Source organism: Vibrio sp. Vb1166, from assembly GCF_033338695.1.
GTDB classification, from domain to species: domain Bacteria; phylum Pseudomonadota; class Gammaproteobacteria; order Enterobacterales; family Vibrionaceae; genus Vibrio; species Vibrio alginolyticus.
Window position 1 is genome coordinate 309577 of record NZ_JAWOTE010000004.1, and the last position, 18584, is coordinate 328160.

The 18584-nt window shown below is 45.1% G+C and carries 22 protein-coding genes; 11 read left to right on the forward strand and 11 right to left on the reverse strand.

Annotated features, from left to right (window positions below):
• Positions 1-6 precede the first annotated feature (6 nt).
• The 4 genes from R7E51_RS07210 (at position 7) to R7E51_RS07225 (ending at position 3990) form a co-directional block, all read left to right on the forward strand.
• The gene (locus R7E51_RS07210) at positions 7-717 is read left to right on the forward strand and encodes a response regulator (RefSeq protein ID WP_053307945.1); all 711 of its coding nucleotides are present in this window, start codon (positions 7-9) and stop codon (positions 715-717) included.
• Positions 717-2159 (forward strand): two-component system sensor histidine kinase CreC, encoded by a 1443-nt coding sequence (gene creC, locus R7E51_RS07215; RefSeq protein WP_206957655.1) that lies wholly within the window; start codon positions 717-719, stop codon positions 2157-2159. The genes R7E51_RS07210 and creC overlap by 1 nt, the downstream gene beginning before the upstream one ends.
• Before the next feature lie 75 nt (positions 2160-2234).
• On the forward strand, positions 2235-3575 hold the full coding sequence (gene creD / locus R7E51_RS07220; RefSeq protein ID WP_054730095.1) for a cell envelope integrity protein CreD: 1341 nt from the start codon (positions 2235-2237) through the stop codon (positions 3573-3575).
• Positions 3562-3990 (forward strand): ribosomal maturation YjgA family protein, encoded by a 429-nt coding sequence (locus tag R7E51_RS07225; protein ID WP_054730092.1) that lies wholly within the window; start codon positions 3562-3564, stop codon positions 3988-3990. The genes creD and R7E51_RS07225 overlap by 14 nt, the downstream gene beginning before the upstream one ends.
• Before the next feature lie 507 nt (positions 3991-4497).
• Here R7E51_RS07225 and R7E51_RS07230 read toward each other — a convergent pair.
• Positions 4498-5172: a fructose-6-phosphate aldolase gene (locus tag R7E51_RS07230; RefSeq protein ID WP_206957656.1), complete on the reverse strand. Its 675-nt coding sequence runs from the start codon at positions 5170-5172 to the stop codon at positions 4498-4500.
• Between the two features lie 256 nt (positions 5173-5428).
• Here R7E51_RS07230 and R7E51_RS07235 point away from each other — a divergent pair, with 256 nt between their 5' ends.
• Positions 5429-6370 (forward strand): glycyl-radical enzyme activating protein, encoded by a 942-nt coding sequence (locus R7E51_RS07235; RefSeq protein WP_033906693.1) that lies wholly within the window; start codon positions 5429-5431, stop codon positions 6368-6370.
• A gap of 2 nt (positions 6371-6372) precedes the next feature.
• Positions 6373-8811, forward strand: a complete 2439-nt coding sequence (locus R7E51_RS07240) for a formate C-acetyltransferase/glycerol dehydratase family glycyl radical enzyme (protein ID WP_206957657.1) — start codon at positions 6373-6375, stop codon at positions 8809-8811.
• Positions 8812-8895: 84 nt separating this feature from the next.
• On the opposite strand, the gene R7E51_RS07245 is transcribed toward R7E51_RS07240, so the two are convergent.
• Complete coding sequence (locus R7E51_RS07245; RefSeq protein WP_025768600.1) at positions 8896-9441, reverse strand: TetR/AcrR family transcriptional regulator; 546 nt, start codon at positions 9439-9441, stop codon at positions 8896-8898.
• 98 nt (positions 9442-9539) lie between these two features.
• Between R7E51_RS07245 and R7E51_RS07250 the strand changes: the two genes are divergently transcribed.
• The 4 genes from R7E51_RS07250 (at position 9540) to R7E51_RS07265 (ending at position 11086) form a co-directional block, all read left to right on the forward strand.
• Positions 9540-10013: an HPP family protein gene (locus R7E51_RS07250; protein WP_005374998.1), complete on the forward strand. Its 474-nt coding sequence runs from the start codon at positions 9540-9542 to the stop codon at positions 10011-10013.
• 138 nt (positions 10014-10151) lie between these two features.
• Complete coding sequence (locus R7E51_RS07255; RefSeq protein ID WP_005374999.1) at positions 10152-10367, forward strand: TIGR02450 family Trp-rich protein; 216 nt, start codon at positions 10152-10154, stop codon at positions 10365-10367.
• Positions 10368-10479: 112 nt separating this feature from the next.
• Positions 10480-10857 carry a PH domain-containing protein gene (locus R7E51_RS07260; RefSeq protein WP_005386881.1) on the forward strand — a complete coding sequence of 126 codons (378 nt, stop codon included), beginning with the start codon at positions 10480-10482 and terminating at the stop codon, positions 10855-10857.
• 10 nt (positions 10858-10867) lie between these two features.
• The gene (locus R7E51_RS07265; protein ID WP_017634431.1) at positions 10868-11086 is read left to right on the forward strand and encodes a DUF6500 family protein; all 219 of its coding nucleotides are present in this window, start codon (positions 10868-10870) and stop codon (positions 11084-11086) included.
• Here R7E51_RS07265 and R7E51_RS07270 read toward each other — a convergent pair.
• From R7E51_RS07270 to fliD, 9 genes are all read right to left on the reverse strand, one after another.
• Entirely contained in the window at positions 11083-11370 is a 288-nt protein-coding gene (locus R7E51_RS07270; RefSeq protein WP_005375002.1) for a hypothetical protein, read from the reverse strand. The two genes, R7E51_RS07265 and R7E51_RS07270, sit on opposite strands and share 4 nt — an antisense overlap.
• A 77-nt stretch (positions 11371-11447) precedes the next feature.
• Positions 11448-12443, reverse strand: a complete 996-nt coding sequence (locus tag R7E51_RS07275; RefSeq protein WP_005375003.1) for a flagellar motor protein MotB — start codon at positions 12441-12443, stop codon at positions 11448-11450.
• Entirely contained in the window at positions 12443-13300 is an 858-nt protein-coding gene (gene motA, locus R7E51_RS07280) for a flagellar motor stator protein MotA (RefSeq protein ID WP_005375006.1), read from the reverse strand. Before motA ends, R7E51_RS07275 begins: the two co-directional genes overlap by 1 nt.
• A gap of 10 nt (positions 13301-13310) precedes the next feature.
• Positions 13311-14039 carry a FliA/WhiG family RNA polymerase sigma factor gene (locus R7E51_RS07285; protein WP_005375008.1) on the reverse strand — a complete coding sequence of 243 codons (729 nt, stop codon included), beginning with the start codon at positions 14037-14039 and terminating at the stop codon, positions 13311-13313.
• A gap of 12 nt (positions 14040-14051) precedes the next feature.
• On the reverse strand, positions 14052-14552 hold the full coding sequence (locus tag R7E51_RS07290) for a flagellar basal body-associated FliL family protein (RefSeq protein WP_005375011.1): 501 nt from the start codon (positions 14550-14552) through the stop codon (positions 14052-14054).
• 22 nt (positions 14553-14574) lie between these two features.
• Positions 14575-15648 (reverse strand): flagellar hook-length control protein FliK, encoded by a 1074-nt coding sequence (locus R7E51_RS07295; RefSeq protein ID WP_065275489.1) that lies wholly within the window; start codon positions 15646-15648, stop codon positions 14575-14577.
• The gene (locus tag R7E51_RS07300; RefSeq protein ID WP_005375013.1) at positions 15645-15965 is read right to left on the reverse strand and encodes a hypothetical protein; all 321 of its coding nucleotides are present in this window, start codon (positions 15963-15965) and stop codon (positions 15645-15647) included. Before R7E51_RS07300 ends, R7E51_RS07295 begins: the two co-directional genes overlap by 4 nt.
• Positions 15949-16335 (reverse strand): flagellar export chaperone FliS, encoded by a 387-nt coding sequence (gene fliS / locus R7E51_RS07305; RefSeq protein ID WP_005375014.1) that lies wholly within the window; start codon positions 16333-16335, stop codon positions 15949-15951. The genes R7E51_RS07300 and fliS overlap by 17 nt, the downstream gene beginning before the upstream one ends.
• A gap of 32 nt (positions 16336-16367) precedes the next feature.
• The gene (gene fliD, locus R7E51_RS07310) at positions 16368-17714 is read right to left on the reverse strand and encodes a flagellar filament capping protein FliD (RefSeq protein ID WP_005375015.1); all 1347 of its coding nucleotides are present in this window, start codon (positions 17712-17714) and stop codon (positions 16368-16370) included.
• A 416-nt stretch (positions 17715-18130) separates the two neighbouring features.
• Between fliD and R7E51_RS07315 the strand changes: the two genes are divergently transcribed.
• Complete coding sequence (locus R7E51_RS07315; protein ID WP_005375016.1) at positions 18131-18418, forward strand: hypothetical protein; 288 nt, start codon at positions 18131-18133, stop codon at positions 18416-18418.
• Positions 18419-18584 lie beyond the last annotated feature (166 nt).

Here is an 18584-nt window from a genome sequence, read left to right on the forward strand (position 1 = left end):
AAGACATTGAGCGAACAACCCACCGTCCTTATTATCGAGGATGAATCTGCTATCGCAGAGAACCTGATTCATGTATTAGAGATGGATGGCTACCACGCAGAGTGGTTTACAACAGCAGGAGAGGGCTTAGCTTTTTTGCAGCACAACTCCGCAGCGTTACTTGTCTTAGACGTAGGCTTACCGGATGGCAATGGTTTTGAATTATGCAAAACCATCCGTGAGTTTTCTGATATTCCCATAATCTTTCTCACCGCAAGAAGCGATGAAATTGATCGCGTAGTCGGTTTGGAAATTGGCGCGGATGATTACGTGACTAAGCCATTTAGCCCGCGCGAAATGTTGGCTCGCATTAAACTTCGAATCAAAGCTAAAGCGCCAATGATGGAGGACAAACCAGAGCCTGTAGCTGTTCCAGAACAACCTCATTTGAACCATGATTTAGTTGCGCAGAACTTCGACTACGGTGTTGGCGGGCAAATGCTTGGGTTAACTGCGGTCGAATTTAAGATTCTCGATAAACTGATTTCTGTCTCTTCCAATGTATTGAGCCGAGAGCAACTTATGGTCGCTGCTGACATGGCGCCGGAAGCTGCGTACGAGCGCAATATTGATACCCACATCAAAGCCATTCGCCATAAGTTGAAGCCGTTTGAGATGTCTGAACGCATCTGTACCAAGCGTGGCTTTGGTTACTTTTACTGCATTAAAGGTGAATGATGAATCGCTGGCCGAAGATCCCTCTTGGACTCAGACTGTTTTTTCTCTACTTCATCTTAGTCGGAATGACGGCTTACATGGTGAGCAAAACGGTCGTCCAAGAACTTAAGCCAACCGTGCGTCAAACCACCGAAGAGACGCTGGTGGATATGGCGAACTTGCTTGCAGTATTGGCAGAAGAAGATGTTGCGAACGGAAAGTTGTCTGAAAGTCGCTTCTCCAAACTACTAGCGGCTTATGGGCAGCGAGAGCCTCAAGCGCGCATTTGGGAAATTGGCAAAAAAGCGATTAACCATCGAATTTACATTACCGATAAACAAGGCATTGTGATTGCGGATTCTTGGCAGCAAGACGTAGGCAAAGACTACTCGCAATGGAACGATGTATATCTCACGTTGCGTGGTCAATACGGCGCGCGCAGTACCATCGAAGACCCGAAAGATCCGCTCTCAACCGTTATGCACGTGGCTGCGCCCATTTACCACAAAGGTGAAATCATTGGCAGCGTGACGGTGGCAAAACCCAATCGCTCAGTACAACCCTTCATCGATCTTTCTAAACGCAATGTGCTGTTTTGGATGGTGTGGATGAGTGGTTTAGTGCTATTGGCAGGGGCATTGTTTGCTTGGCGAATTCACTCAGCACTGAACAAGCTAGAAGACTACGCGACCAAAATGGGTGAAGGTGAAAAGGTCTCTAAGCCGACATTTCGTATCTTTTATGAGTACGGCACGCTAAGCGACGCATTAGAGAAGATGCGCAATCAACTCGATGGTAAACAATATGTGGAAGAGTACGTACAGACGCTGACTCATGAGCTGAAAAGCCCGTTATCAGCGATTAAAGGCGCGAGTGAAATATTGCAAATGCCGTTGCCTGAAGAAAAGGTCACGCGCTTTGCTGGCAACATTGAGCGAGAAAGCGATCGCATGCAGTCATTGATTGATAAGTTGCTAGAACTTGCTCGTCTTGAAAAGCGCCCTGAACTAGAACAAGTTCAAGCTATCTCGCTAAAACAAATGGTCAATGAAGTGGTTGAATCGGCGGATGCGCGCTTGAGTGCTAAGTCGGTCACTGCCAACATCCAAATTGATGACCATCTCTCCGTGCTTGGTGATGCCTTCTTACTGAAACAAGCCGTTTTTAACTTGATGGACAATGCGCTGGATTTTGTTGATTCAGAGGGACGCATTGAATGGAAAACTGAGGTCACGAAAGAGAAAGTGTGCCTGTCGATTTTCAATTCAGGTCCTCACATTCCTAACTATGCGATGCCTCGTTTGACCGAGCGCTTTTATTCCCTCGCTCGGAAAAATGGTGTTAAGAGCACTGGGCTTGGGCTTAATTTTGTTGAGCAAGGGATCAAGCTGCACAAAGGTCAGTTGCAAGTAGAAAACGTCGATTCTGGCGTGAAAGTGACCCTGATTTTACCAACTCCATAGAAACTCCACATTAGCTCCATTCGTTCTCCAAATTGCTGATTTAGATTACTCCCATCAGCAAATGGAGAATGAAACATGAAAAAGATCCTCAATAACCAACTCGGCACAAAGTTCGCCTTCGTGCTGTTTTTGTTTGTCTTACTGCAAATCCCGCTTTCAATGGTCACAGGGCTGATCTCAGAACGCTCATATCGCCAAGATGAAGTCAGAAACGACATCGCACGCAGCAGCAGCGGCGAACAGCGCATCATTGGTCCATTCATCATGGTTAACTACACCGAAACCAGTTACCGAGATGACAAAGTACAGATTAAAGAGCGTCGTAAATTCCTCCTACCTAGCACTTTTGATATGAGCGCGAATCTGGACAGTTTTGAAAAGTACCGAGGCATTTACCGTGCGCGTTTATACAAAGCACAAGTGGCGCTGAAAGGTACTTTTGATGCAGACGATCTCTCGGCATTGCAGGGGCTTGATATTGAAAACATGAGCCTAGTGGTTGGCATTGAAGACAGCCGTGGATTGATTCGTTTGGATGACATGACCATGGCGAGCTCTGATATCGACGTCGCACCGGGAACGGGGTTAAATCAGTTACCACAAGGCTTCCACAGTGATCTGACACTTGCAGACCTAAACCCAGCACAACCTTTGGCTTTCGATCTTAACTTCTTGCTGCAAGGGATGGCTCAGCTTCAAGTCACACCAATCGGCAGTCAAACAACGGTTGAGCTCTCTTCAACATGGGCTCATCCAAGCTTTATCGGTGATTACTTACCAGTGTCGTCAGAGGTATCCGAAGATGGATTTAATGCACAGTGGGCGAGCAATAATTTCTCTACCAATATCGCGCAGCTGTTCCAAAGCTGTTTGTCATCGAGTCACGCTTGTCACGAGCTTGAACAGCGACAAATGGGCGTAGATTTGATTGATCCCGTGGACCACTATTTGAAATCCCACCGAGCTGTGAACTATTCACTATTGGTTATCACATTAGTGTTTGCGAGTTTCTTCTTACTGGAGCTGTTCCAAGCGCGTCCGGTTCACCCAGTGCAATACGGCTTTATTGGTCTGGCTTTAGCACTTTTCTATCTATTGCTGATTTCGATGAGTGAACACCTCGGCTTTAACTGGGCATATGTGGTGTCAGCAGTCGCATCGACGGGGCTTTTAAGTGTTTACGTGAGCGGTATGTTGAGCAACACCAAACACGGCGCGATCTTCGGAGCGTGTTTGCTCACTCTCTACGGATTACTGTTTGGCTTGCTACAAGCAGAAAGCTACGCATTGGTTATGGGGACATTGCTGTGTTTCGCGATTTTGAGCTTCACTATGGTCATTACACGCAACATCGACTGGTACGCACGAAATAAGAAAGCGGAAGAAAGTGCAAAGGCGAATCATGAAGACGTTTAAGCGAGCAACTCTCACTGGTCAGCCAAGTGATATGGTGGAAGAGACGTCCGCTATCCACCTGCGATTTTCTGCAAAAAACGGACTCAAAAGCTTGGTGTGTTTTATCGCATTGGTCGTTATTGCGCTCTATGTTCGAGACAGCTTTATTCGTCCGACATTTGGTGATGTTCTGGTTGTGGTTTGGCTCTACTACTCTCTTGCAAGCTTGTTTTCCATGCCCGTTAACTGGCTGGTTTCACTGGTGGTGTTGATTGCTTTTGCTGTTGAGTTAGGGCAACTGTTACAGGTTGTAGTTTGGCTTGGTATCGAATCTTCATCGCCTCTGGCTGTGATTTTGGGCGCCACATTTGATTGGAAAGATCTGCTGGCTTATTGCATCGGAGGTCTACTGTGTTGTTGGATAGAAAAGAAATGAAAACCGAGATGAAAGCTATTGCGATACCAAACCGACTCCGCAATTCCAAACGAGGTATTCGTAAGAGGTTCAAAATCAGTTTACTCAAGCGCGTGTACCTGTGGTCACTGACCAACAGAGAACTGCTGTAAACCTCACCTGTTTATATGAAATACAAAAGGGAACCTTAAGTTCACCGGCGCACAGGGTGAGTTAAGATTCCCTTTATTAATAGGGTCTATTGAGCTTTCAAGCTGATTTTTGCAGCTGTTTGTGGGTAATTTATATGAGGCAGAGACATTTGAAATGTAGTTGGTGTAACTGATAAGCCGGTAATGAAGTAGAAATGAACCACAAACGCTGCCCGAAGGGTTCGGCTAAAAGCGTTTTACTCTTTGTTGAGAGGTAATTGCTTAGAATGACTAGGCGGCAAACCTCTCGCCGCGATTAAAACGCTTTTATCTCGAACAAAATTTAACCATGAAAGTTCAATAGACCCTAACTAAGACATCTAGCTGCTACTTTTAATTAGCTTTCAAATGAAAGTTTCTCGCCGAACGTCTCTTTCCAGTCTTTATCGAACTGTTCAACTGCTGGTTTTACTGCTGGGTGAGCGAACATTTGTGCCGCCACATCGGTTGGCAATGTAATGGCTTCGATGCCTAGTTTCATCACCTCCATCGCTTGTTGAGTGTTTTTGAAACTGGCTGCCAAAATCTTCGCTGGTAGTTGGTTTTGATCGAGCAACAATTGAAGATCCGCGACCACTTCAACACCGTTGCCGTTCATCGCATCAATGCGGTTTACGTAAGGTGCTAGGTAGTCTGCACCGCACAGTGCTGCAAGGAAGCCTTGTTGAGCTGAATAGATAGCGGTAGCAAGAACCTGAATTCCCTCTTCTTTCATTAGCTTAATTGCTGCTAAGCCCGTTTCTGTTGCTGGCACTTTTACCACCATATCGTAAGGAAATTCATTAAGTTGGCGCGCTTCTGCCAGCATGCCTTCGACGGTTGAACTCACGACTTGAGCATGAAAGCGAGGTGTCCCGCCAAGTGCTTCTTGCATGCCTGCTAGGGTTTCATTCAGTCCCTGCTTTGACTTCGCCAAAATGCTTGGGTTTGTCGTCACGCCTTTTAGCGGTAGGCACTGGTTAAAGCGTTTTACTTCTGCCACATCAGCAGTATCTAAATAAAGTTCAATCATGGTTTCTACCTTAAACAAAATCTTCGTTTTGATGATGGGATCACTATAGATCTGACAATCGAACGAGATCTTGATTTTGATCAATTGAAATTTCATTTGAAGCCATAATAATTTCATTAAATGAAAGTCAAGTGAAACTTGTAAACGCTCAAATGAAGCTTTCAGTTAGAAAACACAAAAGCTGTTCATAAGACTCAACGAGCAAAAGAAACGAATTAGGTACACAGCAGTAGCACAAACCAAGAGGCAAGCAGAGATGTATTTCAATATCCAACGATTCTCTACCCATGATGGCGATGGCATTCGTTCCATTCTTTTTCTTAAAGGATGCAGCTTGTCTTGCCCTTGGTGTCAAAACCCAGAAAGCCGCAGCGAAAAGCATTCACTCTTATTTGATCAGCGAAGTTGTATGGAAGGTTGCCAGCTGTGCGTTTCTGCTTATCAAGCCACAACTCAATCTACAGCGGGTAGTGAAATGATGGGTGATGGTATTCAACGTATCGACAACCAGATCATCATCAATCGCAAAGCCATCAAAGAAGACCAACTGATCGCGCTGCGAGACGTCTGTCCTACGCAAGCACTGACTGTCTGCGGTGAAGAGGCGAAATCAGACATGTTGTTCGACACCTTAATGAAAGACAAACCTTTCTATGACCAAAGCCAAGGTGGCGTGACATTCTCCGGTGGTGAGCCACTCATGCAAGCGGATTTGGTGGCAGAACTCGCACAGCGTCTGCATGACAACCAAGTCTCGACTGCGATTGAATCGTGCATGCATGTGCCGTGGAAGAACGTCGAAAAAGCCGCGCCGCATATCGATTGTTGGTTGGCGGATTTAAAACACACCGATGAAGAAAAGTTTCTTAGCTGGGCGAAAGGTTCACTAAAACGCATCAAAGACAATTTCCGAAAACTGGCACCTATCGCGAAACGCATTGTGATTCGCGTTCCAGTGGTGCCGGGGTTCAATGACACCATCGAAGAGTTGAAAGACATCATCGATTTTGCGGCTTCACTAGAAAGCTGCCAAGAACTTCACTTGCTGCCGTACCACACGCTCGGCATCAATAAATACCGCTTGCTCGATATGCCTTACGAGTGTTCTGACAAGCCATTAAACAAACCAGAACTGCTAGAAAGCGCCATGCAATACGCAAGCGAAAACACCCAACTTAACGTGATTGTAAGAGGTTAACTATGGACCTGAATTACCTTCCTGAGCGTATCAAAGCGCACAAATCGGCACTGGTAAATATCGTAACGCCACCTGTCTGTACCGAGCGTGCAGAGGCATACACTCGTGCTTATCAAGCAAACGAAGACAAACCTGTGATTGTCCAACGTGCGCTAGCACTGCAAGAGCACTTACGCACTCGTACGATTTGGATTAAACACGATGAATTGATCGTCGGTAACCAAGCGAGCAAAGTGCGCGCTGCGCCTATTTTCCCAGAATACACTGTACGTTGGATTGAAGCGGAAATTGATGAGCTAGCCGACCGACCAGGTGCTGGCTTTGCTGTCACCGAAGAAGATAAACAAAGCATCCACAGTATCACGCCGTACTGGCGCGGTAAAACCGTTCAAGACCGTTGTTATGGCTTGTTCACTGATGAGCAGCAAGAAATCTTAGCCAGCACCATCATTAAAGCCGAAGGCAACATGACTTCGGGTGACGCGCACCTTGCGGTGGACAACGAGAAAATCTTGAAGCTAGGCATGAACGGTTTGTTAGAGGATGTTCGTCAGCACCGTGCTAACAATGATGTTTCGACCTTTGAAGGCTTGAAGAAAGAGCAGTTCTACAAATCGGTCGAAATCGTACTGCTTGCGATTCAAGATCACATAGTGAGCTACGCTGAATTGGCGTCAAAAATGGCGCTAGAAGAGACACGCCCGCTGCGCAAAGCTGAGTTAGAAAGCATTGCGGCAAACTGTCGTCATGTCGCGAGCCACGCACCAGAAAACTTCTGGCAAGCACTGCAGTTGAGCTATTTCGTTCAGTTGATGCTACAAATCGAATCGAATGGTCACTCGGTTTCTTTCGGTCGTATGGACCAATTCCTAAACGAATTTTATGTTCGCGATATCGAAAACGGCGCGATTGAAAAAGACTTTGCACTAGAGCTATTACAAAGCTGCTGGTTGAAGCTGCTTGAAGTAAACAAGATTCGCTCTGGCGCGCACTCAAAAGCCTCCGCAGGTTCTCCGTTGTATCAAAACGTGTGTATCGGCGGTCAGAAGTTGAATGACAAGGGTGAGCCTGAAGACGCAGTGAATCCACTTTCTTGGGCGATTCTCGAATCTTGTGGTCAGTTGCGTTCGACGCAACCTAACTTGAGTGTGCGTTACCATGAGGGTTTGAACCAAGAATTCCTGATGGGCTGTATCGAGGTGATTAAGTGCGGCTTCGGTATGCCTGCGTTCAACAACGATGAGATTGTCATCCCTGAATTCATCAAGCTTGGCGTAGAGAAAGAAGACGCTTACAACTACGCATCTATCGGCTGTATCGAGACGGCGGTTCCGGGCAAATGGGGTTACCGTTGTACGGGCATGAGCTTCATTAACTTCGCTCGTATCTTGCTTGCCTCATTGAACGAAGGTGTGGATGCAACAACGGGTAAAGCTTTCTTGCCGCACGATAAGTCATTAGCAAAAGGCAACTTTGAGAACTTTGAGCAAGTGACAGCTTCTTGGGCAGAGCAAATCCGCTACTACACCCGTAAATCGATTGAGATTGATACGGTAGTCGACAGCGTACTTGAACAGCAAGCACAAGACATCTTCTGTTCAACTCTGGTGGATGACTGTTTGGCTCGTGGTAAAACTGTGAAAGAAGGCGGTGCGAAATACGACTGGGTATCTGGCTTGCAAGTCGGTATCGCAAACTTGGGCAACAGCCTAGCCGCCATCAAGCACCTTGTTTTCGATGATGCGCAAATCACCCAGCCCCTTATCTCACAACAACAGCTAGCAAAAGCATTGGCTGAAGATTTCGACGGCATGGAGAACGAACAGCTTCGCCAACGTCTTATCAACTTTGCACCAAAATACGGTAACGATGATGACGCAGTAGACCAACTACTGGCAGACGCTTACCAAGTGTACATTGATGAGCTAGAACAGTTCGTTAATACGCGTCATGGGCGTGGTCCAATTGGCGGCGGTTACTACGCAGGTACATCAAGTATCTCGGCAAACGTCCCATTCGGTGCTTCAACCATGGCAACGCCGGACGGTCGTAAAGCGAAAACGCCATTGGCAGAAGGTGCAAGCCCGTCATCTGGCTCAGACCGTTTAGGTCCAACGGCGGTGTACAACTCGGTCGGTAAGATCCAAGCGAATAAGATCCTTGGTGGCGTGCTGCTTAACCAGAAGTTAAGCCCTGCGGCAGTTGAGTCTGAAGGGGATAAGCTCAAGCTATCTATGTTGATTCGCACCTTCTTCAACCACCACAAAGGTTGGCACGTGCAGTACAACATCGTCTCTCGCGAGACCTTGCTAGCTGCGAAGAAGAACCCTGAACAATATCGTGATCTGGTTGTGCGAGTTGCAGGCTACTCAGCCTTCTTCACCGCGCTATCACCAGATGCTCAAGACGATATCATTGCTCGTACCGAGCACGAGCTGTAAGTACACTCACTAACTAAAACGAAAGGCACCGATTGGTGCCTTTGGTTTGCATACTTAATCCGCAAATGACTATACCTGAACGCATTAAAGCTTGTGCAAAATGGTCACGCATTTCTTCGTGATGTTGTCGTACTCTTTCGTCATGTAAGCGGTAGTGATCGCGCCCTCTTTCATGATGCAAATGGCATCGAGTAATGCAGCGTTGTCTGATTTGAGATAGTGATGAATTAGCTCTCTGACTTGCTGCTTATGGTAGCGGCAATACGTTGCGATCTCGCCACTGTCGTCACTGAATTCCGCGGACGTATTGATGAAAAAGCAACCGCGAAACTCGCCCAACTTTTCTTCAGAGCCATGAAACCAGCCGTTGAGTGCTGTAAATAACTGATCGATCACCTCCGCGCACGTTTGTGCTGAAGAAAGCTTTTCCTCCAACCATTCCATAAATACTTGGTGGCGTTGTTCTAATGCGGCGATGATAAGCGCTTCTTTGCTCTCAAAATGGTTATATAGCGTGCGTTTAGCCACGCCGGAAACATTGAGGACTTCATTGATGCCAATAGAGTTGATGCCTTGTTTATAAAACAGTGACAAAGCTGTGTCGATCAATAACTGTTTCTTTTTGTTCATAACTACGTCCTCAAAAAGTTCCATAAACACATATTGACAAAGGTAGACAGATTTGTCTATTTTATTTTGTAGACAATTCGGTCTACTTTGAGGTGTTTATGAATAATTTAATTTTATCGTTGGTTGCCGGGCTTGGCGCTACGTTGGCTATTGGCGTATTGTCCTACGCTGAGGTATCACTGACGGAGGTTGTACTCCTGATGGCACCATTTGGTGCTACCGCAGTACTGGTGTTTGGGGTGCCTAGCAGCCCTCTCGCTCAACCAAAAAACGTGATCATTGGTCACTTCATTACGGCATCTATCGGTATTGCGTTTAGCCAGTATGTTGACGTCACGCCGGTCACGCTCGCGATTGCGACGGGGCTAGGTGTGTCTGCGATGCTGATTACGAAGACCACTCATCCACCTGCGGGGGCAAATCCAATTTTGATCATGGCGTCTGGGCAGGGATGGAGTTTTCTCTTCACGCCTGTCCTGATTGGCGCGGTAGTGATTGTTCTGGTCGGTAAAGGGTTACAGTTGCTACAAAGTCAGTACTTAAACCCTCGACTGAATGGTCAGAAGACCTAGTCGGATTGTAGTTAGAGCCGCGAAAGGGAGTGATCTCTTTTGCGGTTTTATCTTTTGTCGGTTTGCAAAAACAAAATCTGATTCTCTCTTGGTATTCAGTCGTATACATCAACATGGTAGTTAAATTGGTACAATGCGATGAACAGAATCCACCCTAAGAAACTATTGCACAGTAAATGGACGGCAATTTCACCTAAAAACAAAGAGAAGCATTTTGTCGTGACGGAAATGGAACTAGATGAAGATGGTAACGTTGTGAGATGTGTCATCGAGGCAGTCATGAGTAAACGCGACCGAGAGATGAACTGGCAAGACCTAAAAGACTCTGAGCAATGGATGCAAGGGTGGAAGTGAGTGACGCTTCGTTGTTGGGCGAATCAAGCAGAAACGTGCGTTGCGAGTAGGCAAAAGTGGTGCTATCTGATACGTTGATAATTCGTTCTAACGCCCACTCAAAGGATTAATTATGATTGATTTCGACAATTCCTCTGTATTTAAGCTTAAGCCGATTGACGTTTCTAATGCCAGAGAAGACTTCCTTAAGTTCTTGATTGATGGTGAGACTATTTTCGCTGCTTTTAAAACAGTTCGTGACCAAGTGGTGTTTACGAACAAGCGAGTGATAGCGGCAAATGTGCAAGGGATTACCGGCTCAAAAGTGGATTACACTTCTTTGCCTTACAGTAAGATCAATGCATTTTCTATCGAGACCTCTGGTACTTTTGATTTGGATTGTGAAATCGAGTTCTTCATGAGTGAGGTGGGAAGAGTGCGTTTTGAAATTAAAGGCTCGTTTGATTTGATTTCTTTCAACCGTATGGTTAGTGAGTATGTACTAGGTTAAGGGATTAGAAATGAGAGCTTCGCTGAGAGACAAAATTATAGAGGTCTGTGACAAAAAGATCGCGAGTAAAGGTGAATTGGTTGGTCTCTCATTTTATGCGTTTTTCGCTAATAAAAATGACGACCCAGAGCTGTTGATGGAAGCGGCTACGTGGTGGATTCAGACTCATCAGCTCGACCACTTCGAAAAAGCAGTAAAAATAAAATCAATGGTCGAGTCGGGGAGCTAAATTAAAAAAAAGAAGTAAAGAAAGCAGACAAATGCTAATAACGTTGCGGACAAAACAGGGTAGATAATGTAAGAGTCCTGCTTGTTGGTTCGTTGAAAACATAGCGAAACAAGTAAGACGTTATAAACAACAAGTAACAAGCTGATCATGGTTCCGCTGTTTAGTGTCATACTTGATAGCTGAGTTAAGAAAAACGCCAATAAAAGGTAATCGAAGACAATGAGCCATAAAAAGGCTTTCTTTAGTAAGTCGCTTTTTCTTTTTTCGGATGATGTTATGTGCATATAGAACTCAACTAAAAAGTCACAGTAACAGAGGCTTTGGTTAGAGAGGTCACCATCAGAGTGGTGACCTTTTAAGATTATAATTCTTGAATTTTTACTTCGCTGGTGGCGGTATCGCCGGAGTAATTGATGACTTCTTGACGAATGACTGGTTGGTTGAATTCAGCCTTATCTTTCGCTTTTTGCAGTTCGCTTTCTTGGTGGTTGCCAAAAAGGGTCTCAAGCACTTTAGCGGCAGGAGTCGTTAAAACAAACAGCTCAATACGACGGTTTTCGCTAGAATCTGGCTCATCAGGATTAAGCAGCGCTCTATCTGACATACCCGTTACCTGCATTACTCTATCATCCGGCATACCGCCTTCAACTAACGTATTTCTTGCTACGTCTGCTCGAGAGGCTGATAACGCCCAGTTAGATTGACGACCAAAACGCTTTTTAAATGGAATTGCATCTGTGTGTCCGCTGATGATCAGAGGGTTGTTAACACGATGAAATACAGGTGCTAGTGCGAGCAGTAAATCTTCAAAAAAAGGAGTAAGTTCTGCACCACCACGGCTGAACATATGCTGTTTGTAATCATCTTGAAGGACGATACGCAAACCTTGTGGTGTCACCGTGACGTTTACATTTCCCTGCGCATTAATTTGGGCAGTCATTTGCTCAATTACTTTCGCTAGTGCGGCAAGTTGCTCTTGAGTATCGAAGTTACCAGGAATCAAAGAATCAATTTCTGGTCCATCCCCATCACCTTTAAAGTAAGAGCTTACCACATGGTTGGAGTTGTGTTTACTTGGCACAGAAGAGTCCTGTGCCAAGTCGATAGGAGAAATACTTTGTGACGTATCAAATGGGTTGCCGTAACTCTTGTCGAATACGCTTGAACTATGCAAGTGGGCAACAATCGCTTTACGCTCTTCTTTGTCTACCACCTGCATAACCCAAAGTACAAGAAACAGCGCCATTAGGGCGATCATGAAGTCAGCAAACGCGACTTTCCACGCGCCGCCATGAGACGACTCATCATGGCTGTATACTTTGGCACGTTTGAACACTACATGCTCTTGTTTTTGCATTATCCCTCCTGTTCAGCTAACCACTTCTCCATTTGGTTGAATGTTGGTTTGATGTCTAGCTGAATATGTTTACGACCAGCGTCAATGGCGAGCAATGTCGGCTTTTTCGCTACGTAGGCAACCAAGGTTGCACGAACGCACTCAAAAGCAGTCATATTACGTTTTACTCGCTGAGCCATGGCGTTACTTAGTGGATCTAAGCCACAGTAACAACCGAAAATACCAATGAATGTACCAACGAGAGCTGCCGCAACGTGATACCCAATCATAGCGATTGAGCCATCAATAGCTTGCATGGTGATAATGATGCCACCAACTGCTGCAAGAATACCGAAGCCAGGTAGTGCTTCTGCTGTACGCTGTAGTGAGCGTGAAGGTAAAAGCATTTCGTTCTGTATTGCTTCGATTTCTTGCTCTAGCAGTCCCTCTAATTCATGAGGCGACATCTGTCCCATTGCCATTAAACGTAAATTGTCAGTAATGAAAGAAATTAGGCGATGATCTTCTGCGATCGTCGGGTAAGCGAGGAACATAGAGCTTTGCTCCGGAGCCTCAATATGAGAATCCAGAAACTTGTATCCGCGGTTTCTCGCTGTCTCTAGCAAGTTGTTGAGTAGTGCCATTAATTCCATGTAGTACTCATGCTCTTCTGTTGGACCTTTAATGGTCGCTGGCACTTGGCGACGCATTTCTTTCAGTACATGAGGCGGATTACCGATGATCAAAGAACCAGCAGCGGCGCCAATAATGATAAGGAATTCGGCTGGCTGCCAGATAGCACCTAAGCTACCACCGGCCCACATATATCCACCGAAGACGCACACCAGGATAGTGAGCACTCCAAAAAACTTTTGCATCTTGTGACTCCTAAGAGGACATTAATTGGTTGAGTTGTTTCAGCGCTTGTTTGTGAAGCTGACATATACGAGGTGGTGTCAGATCCAATACCAGAGCTATTTCGTGTAAGTTGAGTTCATGTTGATAGAACAGAGTCAGGAGCAGTTGATCGCGCTTAGGTAATTTACCCAAAGCACTGTCTAAACTACGACGAATATGTTCATGTTCCATGCCATCGTATTGCCCGCCAATGTAGCTATCACCGCTGCTCTCCATCAGTTGGTCAAGGCTTTGCATCTCGCCTGCGAGAGCGGCATTTTGGCGGTTGTAATAATCTTGCTCATTCGTCCCTAAAGCCTGGATGATTTCGGCATCCGTTGGCATTCGACCTAACGTTCGAGTGAGATCTCGAGTCACGTCGTTGAGCTCGTGGGCTTGTTGACGAGTCTTACGTGAACGCCAATCTAGTCGGCGTAATTCGTCTAAAATAGCTCCCCGAACTCGACAAACGGCGAAAGCAGGAAAGTGAGGATCGTCAACATCGCCATATCGGCGTCCAGCCTCGACTAGAGCGATAAGGCCTATCTGCTGCATATCTTCAATACTACAGTGAGAAGTGGCATGAACGCGCAGCTGGTTAACTACGCGTTTTACCATGACCTGATGACGTTGTAGCAATGCGTTTTCATCAATTGGTCGTGACGGTGTTGTCACTTCCTCTTCTGTGGTGTAAGTGTCTTGTACATTCATGTCTAACATGGTTGTGCTCCGTTATTGCACAACATATTTAGTCAACAAAACATCGTCGATTTCTCGGACGATGTCTGTTTTAGCAAAAGCGAGTAGAAGCGTTTGCTTCACTTCGTCTTGCAGAATATCGATGGCACCCGCTTGCTGTAACTGATCAAACGTTTTGTCGCTAAACAGTTTTAATAGAGAGTTTTGTACCATAGGCATGTATTCATCGATCTCTTTGATACGCTCTGGACGGCGTGTCTCAATTGCCAGTTCTAGCATCACAAAGTGAGTCTGTTTCTTGCCTTTAACGGTCAAAACGACTTTGTCCAAAGGATGGAAGCTAGGACCTTTACTTGTCGGTTGTTCTGTGACCAAAAAAGACAGTGGAGAGTCTTCGATCAGTGAACCAGAGTCAGGTGACTCTTGAGCGTGTTTGTTTAAGTACCAGATTCCGCCCATAATTGTGACGGCCGAAACGAGGGCACTGGTGATGATCATGGCGATAAACAGGGCGATCATTTGTTGTTTGGTCATAACCTTTTTCCTCGAAGATTCACTAAGCTTGAGTGCTTAGCCAGTGTTCTGAATAGTTAGTTGTTGTCGTGGTTTGGAATGCACCAGATTCTCGTGCGGCGAAAATATTGGCGTCTTCTTCGTTTGCATGTGGGTCATTTCGACCTTGGTTTTGATCAGAGCCAACATTGACATCGACATGAACGAAGTTTTGCTCTTGTAACTCAGTACGCAATCGTTCCGAAACTTGCATTAAAGCTTCTCGTGTTGCTGCGGCATTGGCGTTGATGTGGACACTCAATCGGTCACCTTCAACACGTACAAGTAAATCCAATTTCCCTAAGTCTGGTGGGTCTAGGCGGATTTTTGCTTCTTGTACATTTTGTTGAGCTTGGAGCGTCACGCGATCATGTAATACTTGCATCATTTGCTCCCCCCACTTTCCTGCAGTGGTATCAACACGCACCGCTGCCCACTCAGAGCCTTGAGCTTGAACATGACTCGTCGCAACCGGTGAATGTGCAGGTTGTGTTGTAGGAGCTTGTGCTTGAAGTAGAGAGGCGGTTGGTTGCCCTTGAACAGGTTGATTCAAAAGAGTTTGAAACTCAGCACCGGAGATAGGCAAACGCGAACTCGATGAAGTTGGCAGACTTTGCTTCACATCTTGTTTTGATGATGTGTTTAACATAGCGTTAGACGAATCTTGAGTAACAGACTTAACTTCGCTCGCAGTCATTAAAGATGACGCTTTTCCTAGTTTCTCAGCCTGCTTCTCTGCCATGGTAATCATACCCTGGGTTAAAGCTTGAGCTTGCGCTGCAAGATCAGTCGATTCTGTTAACCCTGGTGTACTGGTCAAGTTGGCATCCGGATCTGAAGCTGAGCGGTCATCAGTATCAAAACCATGACTTTGTACTTTGTTTGCGCTGTTCAAAGTAGAGGCCGTAAGGTGAAAACTCGGTACCGCTGACGCAGAGTTAAAGTCTTGCTCACCATTCTGCTTGTTCCCTGATTTAAAACCATGAGAAAAGCCGTGTACCGAGTTCGCTTGCTTGATGTGACCCTCATTGTTAGCTGGCGAATTACCCGAGTGCTGAGTTGAAGAAGGTATGATCATTGAGTTAGCTCCATGGTCATTGCTAATTGATAGGCCATAGCGCGTTCTTGATGGTCATTGACCATGTTCATCTCTTTTTTCAACTCGTTGGTCGACTTCTCTAATACTGCGAAGGCATTAGCGTGCACTGTTTTCGCTCGCTGGATTTCAGGGGCAAGCTTAGGATCTTTCAAAAAAGGCTTGTGACTGATCAAAAGCTCTCGCAACTGCAAGTCGTACCGCTTGAGCGCATGCCAATCGGCCGTTTTTGCGGCGAACTGGATGAGCTGAGATAAATGACGGAATCGCTCTGGCGATACTTTATGCTTGTTGTCCAAAATTCATCCAACCTTCACGAATGTTACCCATTACACGCTCAACGTTAACCAAGCGATTTGCATCGTTTTGCACGCTAGCGTAATAAAGTTCGACTTGGCAGAAGTCATACAGCTGGCGTAGGTTTTCCGCAATTTCACCGCCGTTTTCATCATCTAAAGCACTTGTTAGTCCAATCAAGATGTTCATGCATTTGTTGATTCCATTCCCTTTCTCGGCCAAACGATTTGCGGCTAGGTGGCCGCGAATACGTTCAACTTCATCGAGTAGGCCATCGATTAACATGATGACCAATTGGTGTGGATTTGCTGCTGCCGCTTGAGCGTCGAGATCGACTTGTTGGTACGAATCGTAACCAGAATCCATAAGCATGAATATTTCTCCTAAATTTGGAACCAAATGTCTTATTTTTGAGCATTAAACATGGACATGGTTTGGTTCATTTGGGTCATAATTGAATTCATTTGAGTGAATTGTTTGAGATAGCGGTTGTACGACATTTCGTACTTACGCTCTAAATTGGTTTGTTTATCTTTGATTCGGTCTAAGCTTGACTGTATTGCGTCTTTACGCGTGCTGAAGGTACCTGATGAGAACTTCAAGAAAGGCTCTACCATCGCGTCAAGAGAATCTAGCAAAGCGTCATCCCCATTAAACAACGCCTCTAAGCCTGCGCTATTTGTTTGTTGAGCTTCTTTGAACTTTTCTTGATCAACTTTCATTTTACCGTTGCGGTCTAGGCTCACGCCGATTTCGCTTAGGCGCATACCATTGTGTTCACCTCGGATTAACCCCGTTAACTGACTCTCAATAGAACGCAATGTCGAGTCGCTAGCGAGCACGCCGCGTTTCTGATCTTCGCCGCCAATTTGGGTGTACTGATCGATAGTCGAAACAAGGGCATTGTAGGTTTCCACAAACTTATCTAGTTGTTCTTTAGTGCCTTCGCTATCAGCTCCAATTTTTAAACCGATTGGCGAATCTCCCGCGGCTTGCGGTTTAGATACGGTAATGTCAACACCGTCGATGACACCTTCAAAAGTATTACTTGCGTTGGTTAGTTTCAGGCCTGAGTCTTTTGCACCTAGCCACATAACCGCATCTTGCGGAGCGTTGATTTGCTTGAGGTTGGTGAAGGCGTCTTCAAACCACGCTTGGCCAGTACCCGATGCAGATACGTTGATCTTATTTTCGACACCAGTCTCAGTGCTCGATAGCATAAAGTGTGTTTGACCATTCGAGCGAACTAGAGTGGCGTTAACGCCAGGGTTATCCGTGTGATTGTTAATCGCACTGGCTAAATCGCTGATCGTTGCAGTGCCGTCACCATTAACATCAACGGAGGACAAGTCTAGAGTCATTGTTTCACCGTTGATGGTGAATTCTAAAGATCCAGTTGTTGGTACTTCTGTCGTTGCCTCAAGGTCTGCAGGCATACCTGTAGATACTTGATGCGCCGTTGCCACTTTTTCTACAAAAATCTGATAGTTACCCGTTAGCGCTTTAGCATCCGCGTTTGCAGTAAAGTTACCTTCTTGAGAGAGTGTCGCACTGTTTTTGATGATGCTGTTTGTGCTGTTATTCATCTCTTTCATTGCAGTACGAAAATCACGTAGTGCGCTTTCAACTTTATTAAAAGCTGACAGTTGTGACTGGTACACATTAGCTTGCGCTTGGTAACGGTTTTTGAATGGGTTTGTGTCCAATTGTGCGAATTGGGTTGCCATTTTTACTGGGTCTAAAGAACTCATGAGGTGTGCTCCTCTCATCTCTTATTGGCTTGAATACTTTGAATGCTACGCCTTAGTTTAATTATCAGTGGCAAGATACGTGCCGTATATTAAATTCAATTAAAACAAAGGTTTAAAGCTATTTTGTTTTCTTGGGAGGAAGTGGTGTTTCCACCTTGTTTGTTCCGCCTTCCTCCATGGAAAAAGTAATTTCCTTATAAGAAAAGGCGACCTAAACAAAGAAAATATTTAATTGTATTGACGGTTCTAATTAGGAGAGATGTTTTAATTGGACGTTATATTCAGCCTTTACTTCAGCTTGATTCAGATAATTCTTACAGAGTGCATTAATTGCGTTCTGATATTATTTTTGATAGTGCGAAGTGCAAGTGTTCTCACTAAAAATTAAATTTTTTACGTTTCAAAGAATGTCAGTTATGAATGAATTTGCGTTGCGATTGATGAAATGTGCTCGTGCATATGAAGAGTTCATTAACAAAAAACTATTAAGTAAACAGAGCATCAATTCTGATGAGATAGCTAGTATCTTAAAGGAAGCTAAGTTCAATTTTCCTGAACTTAGAGATAGTAAAATAGGAAGCAAATTAGAGACGATAGAATTAGAACTGTTTAATAAGGTTTTATTTAATATTATGTTGAAATTCGGATTCAGAGTGCCTGAATCTCACAAAGATAATACGAGCTCTATTTATATTCGTAGATAAAAATAAAGCCTTCCATAGGAAGGCTTTATAATTAAGACGATTTAAATTAAGCGCACTATTAACTAAGTAATTAGCGTAGTAGTGACATTGCCCTGAGGAATCCCCTAATGATTTTGATAAAAATCATAAATTTAAGGTAGATGCACATCTTGTCATGTGATCAAAT